13 protein-coding genes are annotated in these 13077 nt (G+C 35.4%); 5 read left to right on the plus strand and 8 right to left on the minus strand.

Annotated features, from left to right (window positions below):
* Nucleotides 1-10: 10 nt before the first annotated feature.
* The 5 genes from HX005_RS08645 to HX005_RS08665 all read right to left on the minus strand — a co-directional run bounded on the left by HX005_RS08645 (nucleotide 11) and on the right by HX005_RS08665 (nucleotide 3441).
* Nucleotides 11-406: a DUF7684 family protein gene (locus HX005_RS08645; protein ID WP_286377044.1), complete on the minus strand. Its 396-nt coding sequence runs from the start codon at nucleotides 404-406 to the stop codon at nucleotides 11-13.
* A 14-nt stretch (nucleotides 407-420) separates the two neighbouring features.
* Nucleotides 421-921 carry a hypothetical protein gene (locus HX005_RS08650; protein WP_286377045.1) on the minus strand — a complete coding sequence of 167 codons (501 nt, stop codon included), beginning with the start codon at nucleotides 919-921 and terminating at the stop codon, nucleotides 421-423.
* Nucleotides 922-926: 5 nt separating this feature from the next.
* Nucleotides 927-2186 carry an RtcB family protein gene (locus tag HX005_RS08655; RefSeq protein ID WP_286377166.1) on the minus strand — a complete coding sequence of 420 codons (1260 nt, stop codon included), beginning with the start codon at nucleotides 2184-2186 and terminating at the stop codon, nucleotides 927-929.
* A gap of 640 nt (nucleotides 2187-2826) precedes the next feature.
* Nucleotides 2827-3087, minus strand: a complete 261-nt coding sequence (locus HX005_RS08660; RefSeq protein ID WP_286377046.1) for a hypothetical protein — start codon at nucleotides 3085-3087, stop codon at nucleotides 2827-2829.
* Nucleotides 3088-3150: 63 nt separating this feature from the next.
* Nucleotides 3151-3441, minus strand: coding sequence for a hypothetical protein (locus HX005_RS08665; RefSeq protein WP_286377047.1), 291 nt, complete (start codon nucleotides 3439-3441; stop codon nucleotides 3151-3153).
* A gap of 794 nt (nucleotides 3442-4235) precedes the next feature.
* Here HX005_RS08665 and HX005_RS08670 point away from each other — a divergent pair.
* Nucleotides 4236-4394, plus strand: coding sequence for a hypothetical protein (locus HX005_RS08670; protein WP_286377048.1), 159 nt, complete (start codon nucleotides 4236-4238; stop codon nucleotides 4392-4394).
* A 39-nt stretch (nucleotides 4395-4433) separates the two neighbouring features.
* Here the strand turns inward: HX005_RS08670 and HX005_RS08675 are convergent, their stop codons facing one another.
* Both HX005_RS08675 and HX005_RS08680 read right to left on the minus strand, forming a co-directional pair.
* On the minus strand, nucleotides 4434-6062 hold the full coding sequence (locus HX005_RS08675) for a TROVE domain-containing protein (protein WP_286377049.1): 1629 nt from the start codon (nucleotides 6060-6062) through the stop codon (nucleotides 4434-4436).
* A gap of 255 nt (nucleotides 6063-6317) precedes the next feature.
* Nucleotides 6318-7271: a ribonuclease Z gene (locus tag HX005_RS08680; RefSeq protein ID WP_286377050.1), complete on the minus strand. Its 954-nt coding sequence runs from the start codon at nucleotides 7269-7271 to the stop codon at nucleotides 6318-6320.
* Between the two features lie 318 nt (nucleotides 7272-7589).
* Between HX005_RS08680 and HX005_RS08685 the strand changes: the two genes are divergently transcribed.
* From HX005_RS08685 to HX005_RS08700, 4 genes are all read left to right on the plus strand, one after another.
* Nucleotides 7590-7976, plus strand: coding sequence for a hypothetical protein (locus tag HX005_RS08685; protein ID WP_286377051.1), 387 nt, complete (start codon nucleotides 7590-7592; stop codon nucleotides 7974-7976).
* Nucleotides 7907-9127, plus strand: a complete 1221-nt coding sequence (locus HX005_RS08690) for a hypothetical protein (protein WP_286377052.1) — start codon at nucleotides 7907-7909, stop codon at nucleotides 9125-9127. The genes HX005_RS08685 and HX005_RS08690 overlap by 70 nt, the downstream gene beginning before the upstream one ends.
* A gap of 132 nt (nucleotides 9128-9259) precedes the next feature.
* Nucleotides 9260-10861 (plus strand): RNA repair transcriptional activator RtcR, encoded by a 1602-nt coding sequence (gene rtcR / locus HX005_RS08695; protein ID WP_286377053.1) that lies wholly within the window; start codon nucleotides 9260-9262, stop codon nucleotides 10859-10861.
* 184 nt (nucleotides 10862-11045) lie between these two features.
* On the plus strand, nucleotides 11046-11591 hold the full coding sequence (locus HX005_RS08700; RefSeq protein WP_286377054.1) for a hemerythrin domain-containing protein: 546 nt from the start codon (nucleotides 11046-11048) through the stop codon (nucleotides 11589-11591).
* A gap of 48 nt (nucleotides 11592-11639) precedes the next feature.
* On the opposite strand, the gene HX005_RS08705 is transcribed toward HX005_RS08700, so the two are convergent.
* Entirely contained in the window at nucleotides 11640-12881 is a 1242-nt protein-coding gene (locus tag HX005_RS08705) for a TerD family protein (protein WP_286377055.1), read from the minus strand.
* Nucleotides 12882-13077 lie beyond the last annotated feature (196 nt).

The raw sequence follows: 13077 nt of genomic DNA on the forward strand, positions 1-13077 counted from the left end.
ATTTTCCTTATTATTGAATATTAATTAAAATGATTTCTAGAGTTGAGTCTTCTAAAGGAGATGCTATATAAGTTTTAGCAAACTCTATAACCTCATTCAAAGTTTGGTCTTCATGCCAAGTGGTCATGAGGTTGTAATCATCATCTTCAGGTAGATCGTAATTACAAAATTCTAAATAAGCATAATCTAGTGCATCATCCCAAATTGAACATTCATGACCCCAAGCTAAAGCCCAATAACATTGCTCTGATTTTACAATCCAATCGGAACATATACTTTGCCATTCAGGTGTTACTGATTGGCTGTAGATTGCTAAAATTGCAATATAAGGATGTTTTGGCAAATCAAAATTAATTTCTTGATTTGCTTTAAGTTCATAGGCTGTTACCTTAGTTGTTCTAACCATGTTGTAGTTCACTTTTAAGTATTTGCTTCAAAAGTTATTAACAATTGAATATCGTTACTTTGAATGAAAAGATGTTGCCAATGCTGACAATATGGATTGAATTGCCAAGGAGGACTGATATAACCCTGCTTAGCAAATTCAATTTCATCCATCAATTTTTCAATTTTGTTGAATATACTTTGATAAATTTCCGAAAATTGATCGGAGTTTAGTGTGGGAAATAAATTTTTGTAAAAAAATCCATGAATCGCATCCGTCTCATTAAGTGATTCCATTTTAAAAATCCAATCAGTATGATGTCGAAAATTTGATGGCTGTTTTATATTTAATTTTTTGCATTTTTGATAAAAAAACGCTTTGAAATTATCCTCAAACGATTTGTCTTTGGAAAAATTTAATTGTTCAATATAACAATCAAATTCAGGACCTGTATATGATGTACGTAAAGCATTTGCTGTAGTACATAAACCATTCAAGAACTCATTAAACTTTTCTATTTCAAATGCAAAATTCATAATAATTAACCTTTTACACACACAACCTGATTCAGTGTATAAACCACTTCCACCAAATCACTTTGCGCTTTCATCACATCTTCAATCGGTTTATACGCAGACGGAATTTCATCAATCACGGCTTCATCCTTACGGCATTCCACACCTTGAGTTTGCTCAATCTGATCTTGCACAGTAAACAACTTATTGGCAGCAGTACGGCTATGCACACGACCTGCACCATGCGAACAAGAACAGAAAGATTCCTGATTTCCCTTACCTTTGACAATAAAAGACTTCGCACCCATCGAACCCGGAATAATTCCATACTCACCCAAACGCGCACGAACCGCACCTTTACGCGTCACTAAAACTTCCTGTCCGAAATGCTCTTCCTTATCCACATAATTATGATGACAATTCACCGCTTCAACTTTGGCATTAAATGGTTTGTTAATAATAATACGCAAAGCCTGAACCGCAGCTTCCATCATTAACTCACGGTTTTTCATGGCAAAACGTTGCGCCCAACCGACAGCAAACCAATAATCATCAAAATGCTCAGTTCCTTCAACCAAATAAGCTAGGTCTTTATCAGGCAAATTAATGAAATGCTTCTGCATATCTTTACGCGCAAGCTCGATAAAATGGTTTCCTATCGCATTTCCAACCCCACGAGAACCTGAATGCAACATAATCCACACTTGTTGATGCTCATCTAAACAGATTTCAACAAAGTGATTTCCTGTTCCCAAAGTCCCAAGCTGAGTACGGTTATTGGTATTTTTTAAACGTGGATGTTTGGCACAAATATATTCAAAATCAGTCACCAATTCCGCCCAAACTTGATCTACACGTTCAGGTGGCGTATTCCAAGAACCTCGATCACGATGACCACGAGTTTTGGTCATTCCGTGTGGAATTAAACGCTCAAGTTCGGTACGCAAAGCATGTAAATTATCAGGCAGATCAGATGCGGTCAGTGAAGTACGCGCTGCCATCATTCCACAACCAATATCCACACCTACCGCAGCAGGGATAATTGCGCCCTTGGTTGGAATCACGCTACCAATGGTTGCTCCGATTCCGACATGCACATCAGGCATTACCGCCATCCATTTATAAATAAACGGCATTTGCGCGGTTTTTAACAATTGATCTTTAGATTTCTCATCGACAGGGACACCTTTAGTCCACATTTTAATTGGAACGCCTTTGGTATCCTGAATGATGTTATAAGCACGCTCATTTGCAGCTTGTTTTTCAATTTGTTCTATTACTGACATTGTCATGGCTTTTTCCTTTCTCTAAACCTGCCTGCCAAGCGGTTGCAGGCAGGTGAATTGTTGTTATACATCCCATGATGTATGCAATGTATATTGCGAAGAGTGTGCCAACTTTGATTTTATTTGAGATTTAATTTTCAAATAATTGATATTTAATAATTTAAAATATTTATTTTATTTTTAGAGTTTGCATTTTGCTTTTATTTTCTTTGCTAATATATAAAAATATATAGTTAAATATAAAAATAGATATTTTAAAATTATTAATTCATAAAAAATCCAGACGGTGCTCTAAATTGTATGCTGCTTATTATGATACTGAAATGAATGAAAAATATTCAAGCACAGCCCCATTTATATTACAAAGTTTGTCCTTCTTTTCGTAGGCGATGCTTTACTTTTTAAGGATAAAAAGTAACAAAAATCCTTTGTTGGACATGAGAAGCGAAGCTTCGCAAGATATCCGCCCTTGTCCAACGGCGACATCCATGTCGCCCTGCGATAGCACCTCCACGTTCAGCTTCAATTTTGGATAAGATTTACTACAACTTGGTGTGAAACTGCCCAACATACTTTTTGAAAAATCGCCAAAATCCATGCCAAATTCGACATGGATTTAAGTTATAGGACAATATTGTCGCTAAGGTTTTTGATTGATCTTGAGATAGTGCTGTTCAAGATGAATATCCAAGCGTTTTGCCAATGGATCATCCTCTAAAACCTGACGATGCCCGATCAGCAATTTCATATCGGTTGTTTTGCGCTTTTTACTTGGTGGTTTTTCATGATAGACATGGCATTTTTTATACCAATGATGCGTGGTTAAATAATAACTTTTGATGCGAAGTTGCTCTAAAGCAAGATCGAGATCGTCATCTTTAACGTGGACTTTGATGCTCATAAATCGTGTTTTACAGACTGACACCTGTCTCTTGTGATGAAACAAAAAAAGAAAAGAATAGGTTTATCGACCTACGGCAAAAGTATTGCCTGTGCGTTGATATTGTTGCTTTAAATCAATTTTATACCAAAAATTAGGATGAGTTATAGACGGTGTACATAGTGCAAAATGGCTTTGTGCCTGACTGATCAGGCGTTTCATTTTACGTTTTTTGCGCTTTAAAATGGCAGCTTGCTCATAAAAGCCTTGGCGCTTTTTATACCAACGGGTGGCTTGTAAGAAATATTGTTTTTGCTGTAATTGATGTAGCGCGAGTTCAATATTGTTATCTGTAACAATAACTTGTATAGACATGATTTGCGTTTTAAAGACTGACACCTGTCTTTGTTTTTGAGTTCAGATATTAAGTTAACAAATTGTTTATTTTTTAACAAGGTTTAATTTTTGAAATAGCTTTTATGATCATTTTATTTGATATTTTAAAATTATTATTTTTAATTGCGAAGATAAACAACAGGATATAAACAAAGTTGCGAAGACAATCGTGGCTCTACCTACTGAGCTACTGTTTCATTTATTTAAAAGTGAAACAGGGTGGAATCGAACCACCGACAAACGGATAATGTAGTCCTCAAGGCATTTTATATCCTGTTATTTTTACAACAGATCAATCATCCATCAACAAATTGAATGATAAGACATTTATCTTAGCGCTTTTGCTTTAAGCGACAGTATGTACATACCGCAGCGGAGTCTAACCGCTGATCTCTAAGTCCCTATGTAGTCCTATCGGCATTTGATGGATCAATGATCTCAGTATATTTTCATAAACTGTCTTACACATAAATCAACAAAATTTCAAAGACGTTCGCGCCTTGCCACTTGGCTACCATTACCGAAATAATGGGGTGGATTCGAACCACCGATTACGTCAATTGAAGATGTAGTCCTTGAAGCATTTGATTTACTTTTACCACATTTGCATAAACAAAATATTGAAGACGTTTCGTTGCTCTATCCAACTGAGCTACCGTATGTCTGCCATACAGGATGGACTCGAACCACCGACCTACGCATTAAAGATGTAGTCCTCAACGCATTTTATGCATTTTTACTATTTTTGATCGCCAACAAAGTATTGATAAAACATGTCATTTGGAAAGAATGTAGTTCTATCGGCATTTGGCAATCTGTTACAACGCGCACAACAAATTATTTTAGAAACATCTCATTGGAAAAATGTAGTTCCTAGCGCATTTGTGCGTTTATCTAACGCTGTCAATATGGATATCACATTTTTTAGATGAAATATCTCACAATGACGATGTCAAGTTTGCTTCACAGAATCAGCTTGCGTGAAGCTGAGACTGTGGAATTTCTATTTTTTCAATTTCGCCAACCCAATGATCTGCATGCATTTCATTGTTGGCAAAACTTTCAATCAGTTTAAATACCGTATCGGAAAATCCACCGATATTCATCACATCTTTTTGCTCAGGCATTTGCGCAGTCGCATAAGGTTGTAAATCGACACAGACAAGTTTTGCATTTGGATTTTGCTGTTTTAACTTATTCCAATAAATCATCATTCCTGTTGAGTGTTTTAGTCCTCGTATTTGATCAAGCCATGACTCATTATCCGAAAAATAAATCACCAAATCGACCTCGGCATTTTCTTTTACCAACAGTTCCAATGGTTTAGAACAAGCTGTTCCACCACCACACATATTGGCAAATTTTTTGGCTAAGGCGAAAATATCAATTTCTTCCTCTTGATCTCCTAATGCCTTTTTACGTAAATATTGCTGTACTTTGGTCAGGTTAGACAATTCACGCACTTGGGTATCAAAGGGCATTAAACGTATGTTTGGATTGACATATTTAAATGCACTTGCAAATAAAGCCGCCGCATCAACACAACGTAACTGTGAAGTTGCCCCTTTACGATAACCCGTTACAGGGCTTCCCATTGAACCTGAAACATCAATCGCAATCACCACATTTCCTGATAACTTTGGTACATGAGCAATGGCACGCTGCATGGCAAATTTTAGCGCATTGGCAATTTCATGCGGCATTCCATCGGCAAGCGCAGACCATGCCATCATGAGCTGATAAGGCAAAACCCGACTTTTGGCAATCGCCGTTTCATCCATCAATTTATCGGCAATGATTTTGGTCATGCCTTTAATCTCAAATACACCATGACGCAAAAAAGTATTCAGATTCATTCTGAGCATTTGCCAAGAACCATTTTTGGCAATTTCTGCCCATTGTGTTGCTGTTAAATTTAGATTAGTTAACAACTGCATTGGTACTTTTGGCACTTCAGTTGTCTGACCTAAACGAAATTGTTCCAATGCCTGAATCTGAGATGGCAATTGTTCAATGGCATAATCTTTTCCTAATACGTAGGCAAAGAAGGCATCATGTTGCTCAGTCTTTGGTTTTGGATGGGTCATTTTCAACACATCTGCAAGAGATGGGCTGTTTCCAATATTCGCCGCCATCAGTTGTTGATCATTTGCTGTTAAAATCCAATCATTTACCATACGTTTTGGCAATGAACCCAAAGACTTACGTCCGATTATTCCTGCACGCATAATCTGTACAAAGTTACGCAATTGTTTTCCGTTATCAATAATGATCGGGAAAAGTTGTTTAAATAAATCGGCATCGAGTTCTGAAAGCAATGCCAATAACACCACAGGCGTATCTTTCATATGTGCATGTTGACGTGCATAAATCGCTGTTTTGGCAACAAATTCAGGTTCAACTTCCAATGCCAAAGTGAGAATTTGATCCAATTGGACTTGGGCATCCTGATAAAAAGTATGGTTCAGGGTTCCTGTTGCCGCCAACTGTGCCAAAGCTGCACGTGATTTTAATGGATAAGCACGACCGCCTGCTTCATTCAGTCCTAATGGTGGTTTTGCCTTCGCAGTGCGAGAGGCAAAAATTGTCTTGTTCGCCATGACAGCATCCTCAAGTTTAATTTTTAATTTCTTGATGGATATATTGCGAAGAGCGTGCCAACTTTTATTTTCAGCATGATTTTATTTTTTAAGTATATGAAAATAAATCATTAAATATTTTAATGTGGGTCATTTTATAAAAATATGAATTAAAATTATTAGATTTTATCTATAAAAATAAATCGTAAAATATAAAAAATGATAGTTTTATTTGGGGGTAAATCGTCATCGATTAAAGATGACGATTTAAAGTGATTAAATTTTAATAAGAACATGATCTGCGTTAAATTCATAACTTGCCAAGTCTTCAGCCATAAATAATTGCCCTGAATAAAACTGTTGCGCTTCATTCTTCAACATATTTAAGCCTTCATGATCATGATAACGTGCGCTAAAGTGTGTCAAAACCAAGTTAGGTAATTGTACTTGTTCAGCAAATTCAGCCACCATTTTTGCAGAACTGTGCATCGGTGCGCTGCCGACTTTGTCCAATGTTGCTTGGGTGTAGGTACTTTCATGAATCAAGACATCGGCGTCCTGACAAGCTGAGCTGAGTAATTCAGGTTGATCATTATCACCACCAATAATGGCTTTGACGCGATGTTGTTGAATCTCAACGTATTGATTAGACTTCAATAATTTTCCATCATATTCAACATCTTTACCTTGTTGTAAATCGCCCCACAATTTACCTTTGGGGATAGACAATGCATTTAAAGCATCAACATTGAGTTTTTTCTGTTGTTGAATCACTTCAATGGCAAAGGCATAACTGTCCACCCGATGATGTAATGCAATGGCTGAAAGTTGAATTGAAGCATTGATCTGTATGGCTTGCTGAAGCGTACTGACATCTATAAATTCAAGCGGATAGGGCAGGTGTAAATCGGTCAATTGTTGGGTGGCTTCAAACCAAAGCTGAATATTTTTTGGTGCAATGATGGTCAGCTGTTCTTTACGCCCATTCATGCCTGCGCTCGCAAGCAAACCCATCAGACCATAACAATGATCACCATGCACATGGGTAATGCAAATGGCTTGTAAATGTTGCAAGGATAATTTTGCGCGTTGAATCTGATGCTGTGTACCTTCACCTGCATCAATCAAAATCCAATCTTTGGTTTTACTGTGGCGCACGGCTAAACCTGACACATTGCGGGTCAGCGAAGGAACACCTGAAGATGTGCCTAAAAATGTAAACTGTAACATGGGGAGTGAAACTCTATATGTTAATTTAAGTAATTGTTTTTTAGTTTAAAATAAACGGGATCTGGTCAAAAAATTTGAATTATACGGTGATGGTATTAAAGTAGACAAGGAAGAACCCTTTTGTTATTAACCTATAACATCAGATTATATATTATTGTTTGATTTACAGGTTAATTTTAAAGTACGAGGGTTTAAACTTAATGTAAAGAAGTATTTTAACTAAAAATATTAACATCATTTATGGATGGTGGGTTTGGTGGTTAATATTTACTATGAATATCAACGTAGTATCCGCCTAAAAAGAAAAATGAGGAACATGTGTCTCTAAAGATCAAAATGAAAATATTAGCCAAAATATTATTCTATTTTTCTATTGGATTAATGATTTTTTCGTGGTCAATACAAGCTTTAGGAATGTCTAAAGGTTATGAAGTTGTTGGCATAGCGCTGTTTGCACATTTAACTATTATTGGGATTGGGTTGGCTTTTCCTGTTTGGGCAAATATTACTTTTGTCGTAACCTGTTTATATTTTAGTGAAAATAATAACTACAGGAAAGCTACAGTCTTAAGCATCGTGACGGTTTTATTGATGATTGTCGGTTGTGTAGTTGCAGTGATAACAGATGGAATTGCATGGGGGCAGTGGTTTGGCTGTACTCAGGTGTACTTTTACTTATTTCAATTATTTATCAAAAGAATTTAATCCAGAAAACCAGTGTTGTGTTATTACTCTGTTTGATGGTTATTACAACTATTTCATTAGAATTATTTAGTCGAAATTCTAAAAAATATGTCTCTAGTGATATGTCAGAGCAAGCAGTTGGTATGTTATTTAATGGGATGAAATATCAATATAACCCAGAGAATGTTGTAATTCCACCTTTGAATGAGGTGAAACAAAATGATGATAATCGATTAAATATTGGTGATCCTCGTGAAAATAGTCACTTTGATCTGAGTATTTTACAGTCCAAATTAATTGAGATCGATACAAAATCTGTCATTTATAAGGCTGATTCTGTGGTGAAAGGCTTTTGCGAAATCGATGCTGAAAAGACTTTGCCTATTCAACTTCCTTTGATTTATTTGCAAGATCAATTTAAATGGAAGCTCTATTCTTTTGTGCATAAGAAAAATGGTCAATTTGCTGTAGGTGTGAAAAGTGAACAAAAGCCTGATTTTATTTACAAAATTGATTCTAAATCTCCGATTGAAAAAAATATTTTGATTGAAGATGTAAAAAACCAGCAGATTGTCTATCAGCAAAATATAATCCCTTTTTATGACTTTAAAAATCACCGATGCAAATATGAACCTGCGCGCTATAAAAAAGAGTTAAGTGCACAATTTTTGAAAGAAAATATTCAGTTTAATGATCGGAAAACTCATTTTAAATTTGATGATACTGTGCTTAAAAATGAAACCCTAGTACGGGGGTGTAATTGGCAAGCTTTACCGCAAAAAAATGTTTATGCTTGGGATGGGAAAAGAATTGACTTTCAACTGTTTGCCTTACATTATCCTTTAAATTTTTGTTCACCGAATTACTTAGCCGTAGCTTATATTCCTCAGGGCTTTTTTGATGATGAGCTTGCTAATGAAATTCATGTTTCTATTTTTAAGCGAGATGATTTAACACCTTTAAATCATGGGCAACTTTATTTTTTTGATCAGTCACTTTCAGAATTTGTTAAACACTATATGCAGGGAAAGCTTCCAATTCAATCAATTCAGATCGGGGTGGATCAAAAGAATCAACCATTTTATACAATGAGATTTAAAAACAGCATGGTCATTCAAGGTAAAGTGTTTAATCCTAATCAAGGTGATGAATATACAAATACAGATTATTGATGAATATGTAAGCTTTTTATCAGACGAGTAAATCTCTGGAGAGGTTATAGGGATAAAACTTAAAGCACTATCTAGTCCTTGTATAATCGTCTATATTTGGAATTAAGATTACTATAATTTTTTATAGAAAGCATGCAAAAATCTAAAAAGACAGTCGTGATTGGTTTTGTGGGTTCAACACTTGATCAGGGAAAAAAAGAAGAGCGTTGGCAACGTTGGCGTCCGACCATGAGCTTACTCATGCATGAAGACTTATTGATTGATGAATTGGTCTTATTGCATGATCGACGAAATAAAGGCTTAATTGATCATTTACAACAAGACGCACAACAAATCTCCCCAAATACCCATATTTCAGGTCATCAGGTCAATATCCGAGATCCGTGGGATTTTTCCGATATGTTTGGGGCTTTGTACGACTTTGTAAAATCTTATCCTTTTGATACTGAAAATAATCATTATCTGCTACATATCACCACAGGAACACACGTTGCCCAAATTTGTTGGTATTTATTGGTTGATGCACATTATTTACCTGCAAAATTAATTCAGAGCTCACCGACAGGGAAGCAACAACCCGAAGGTGAGTATCGCATTATTGATTTGGATTTATCCCGTTATGCAGCGCTAAACCAACGCTTTGAAAATGAAAAAACTGAAAATTGGCAACAACTTAAAGCCAATATCGCCACTAAAAACCAAGAGTTTAACCGATTGATTCAAGAAGTAGAGTTGGTGGCGACTCGTTCCAAAGCACCGATTTTAATTATGGGGGCCACAGGTGTCGGAAAATCACATTTAGCCAAACAGATTTATCAACTTAAAAAAGAAAAATTTCACTTGGATGGACGATTTATAGATGTCAACTGCGCTACCTTATGTGGTGATGGGGCAATGTCGACACTCTTTGGACATATCAAAGGCTCATTTACAGGTGCAGCCAATGCCCGCACAGGTTATTTAAAAAGTGCCGATGGTGGTATTTTATTTTTAGATGAAATTGGTGAACTTGGACTTGATGAACAAGCCATGTTGCTCAAGGCTTTGGAAGATAAATCATTTTTTCCTGTGGGAAGTGATAAGGAAGTTCAAGCAGATTTTCAACTGATTGCAGGAACAAATAAAGATTTACGTGAAGAAGTGCAGGCAGGACGTTTTCGGGAAGATTTGTGGGCGCGTTTAAATACATGGACTTTCTTTTTACCGAGCTTAAAAGATCGGGTGGAAGATATTGCACCAAATATCGAGTTTGAATTGCAACGTTTTGCCACTCAACACCAGTCACAGTTACGTTTTCATAGTGATGCTTTGGAAAAATATTTAAAATTTGCACAGTCTTATGAAGCAACATGGCAGGGAAATTTCCGTGATTTAACTGCAAGTGTAACCCGTATGGCAACATTGGCGGAAGGCTCACGCATTGGTTTAAAAGAAGTTGAAGCAGAAATTCAACGTTTACAAAAAATTTGGTCTATCAAAGAATATACAGATTCAATACAGTCCTCATCTTTGAGGGATATTTTAACGGCTGAACAGCTTGCTCAAATAGATGAGTTTGATCGGATTCAACTCGAAGGTGTAATTGAAATTTGTCGTAAATCTAAGTCGATGGCTGATGCAGGGCGACGATTATTTTCAGTGTCCCGTGAGCAAAGACAAAGTACCAATGACAGTGATCGGGTGAAAAAGTATTTAGCCAAGTTTGGCTTGAATTGGGGCGATGTAGTCAATTAATTTGTTGATTAAAATGTAGTCATATTAAAATTATTATTCACAATATTTTTAATTAATGTATATTGTTTTGCATATTTTTTAAGTACGCATTGATAATATGTGTACAAATCTTAATTAATAAATAAAGTTATATCGAGTAAGTTTGAAAATTTGTTATAACTTTTGGTGTTTATTCAGGATTAATATGTTTAAAAAAATACTCATAGTATTGCAACAATGGCTTAGTTTTTTGGGGAAACAAGATAAAAAAATATCGCTTAAAAATATTGAAAAGCAACCATTAGAACAAGCCACTCATACTTATTCTATGTCATTGATTCCACAACTTAAAAGTGAACATAAAAAACTGGTTGAAATTTATGTAGGAATTCAGAGTTTATTTGAAAGTAAGAAATATCAACAAGTTGTTGAACAATTACTGTATTTTAAAGAAGAATTTTCATTGCACTTAATAGAAGAGAATGTAAAATTTTATGCTTATTTAGAAAGTAATTTAGAGCCAGAAAGTGTGCAATTACAAACGATTAAAACTTATCGTAAAGATATGAATCAAATCGCACATGTTGTTGTAAAATTTTTAAAAAAATGGACAGCTCAATCATCATTAAACCCAGTGACTGCTGATGATTTTTTGCAAGAATATGAAAGTATTGGTGCTGCCTTAGTGCAAAGAATTACAGATGAAGAGCAGCATTTATATACTTTATATCATCCAATTTCTTCAACTTAGAGGTAAATTGCCCTTGTGAATTTAGGGCAATTTTATCATTTAACTGACTTATTTAAACATAGGTTGACCATCTACTTTAATCTCAACAGTATCGTCTTTTTTCCAAATAATTCGTGGCGTATCTTCACTAAAACGTCCGCTGGTCATACCTGAATGTTGTAAAGTGATTCCTTGTTCATCAATAATAGCAATACCGATCACATAAGTATAAACAAAATGACTTTTTGCTTTTGCTGAAACATTGGCATTAAAAACACATTCAACGAGTTGATCAGCGTATTGCATACGCATTTTGGGTTGTAATGAAGCAATAGAAACAACGCCATTACTTACAGCAGAATAAACCGAAAAAACTAAGGCAACTTTTCCACCCAGTTTTTTTGCAATATCAGGATGTACTAAAACAGTCTCTTTGCCAGGTTGGGCACTTGATGCTCCTGTAATATCACCTTGATGATGGATGTATGGATAGCTCTCGATAGCACCTTGTTGTGATGGGCACCAGACATATTCCATTTTATTATTTTGTTGTAGCATAAAGCCAACACGTAAATCTAAGTCATCATTATCACTACGACCATCACCATTATCCACCCAAATTGCTTCAATTTTCAGATATTCATGACTGTTTTTGTTGAGATTAATGCGATGTGATTGACCTGTTTTATCAAGTTGAATCTTATTCAAATTTAGAGTGCTTTTTGTATTATTGGGTGGTGTTGAGACAGGAAGCTGAGGTGTTGAAGAAGTGGGCTGAGCAACTTCATCTTTTGCAACTTCACCACCAAAGTGTTCAACTAAAGCAGCCAAGCCACCATTAAAACCTTGTGCAACAACACCTAAACGCCAAACATCTTTAAAGTAAATGTCTATTAACATAATGGCTTTTTCTTGGTTAAAGCGCTGCGGTTCAAGTACAAAGTTTGCAACAGCTTGACCTTGAGGATTTTTGATTGTAATAGTACCGCCTTGGATCTGTTGCATAGTTGCCTGTGGATCATCAATAGCAGCACAAATACTAAAACGTTGAATTTGAGTTAGATTCACTAAATTCAGTTTAAACTGAAAATTTTGTTGAGGTTGCGCTTGCCAATTTACAGCACCATCAGGTGTCGTGGGCTGATTATAAAAAACCATAAATGCTTCATCATTGAGCTTTTGGTGAGCATCTAAACCAAAACAAGAGAGATCTATTGCAAATGAAGCTTGAATTTGAATATCAATACTAAACTCTTGTTGAATGTTTAACTGTTGTAGTTGTAATTTCTGACCTTGTTGTAATTGCATCATAAAAAATATCCATTTATTTGTGTAAAAATCTGTGAGAAAAATAGATTCTATAAAGCTTAATATTTTTAAATTGATAGAGATAAATTAAATCAATGTTCAATTTTATGACTGAACAATAGAATATTTAATATGATTTTGAAAGTTGTTTTATGCTCAAATTTGTTGCTATTCAAACATAAAACAATACTAGGAATAT

The sequence above is a fragment of the Acinetobacter sp. R933-2 genome (assembly GCF_030325485.1).
In the GTDB taxonomy this organism is placed as follows: Bacteria; Pseudomonadota; Gammaproteobacteria; order Pseudomonadales; family Moraxellaceae; genus Acinetobacter; species Acinetobacter sichuanensis.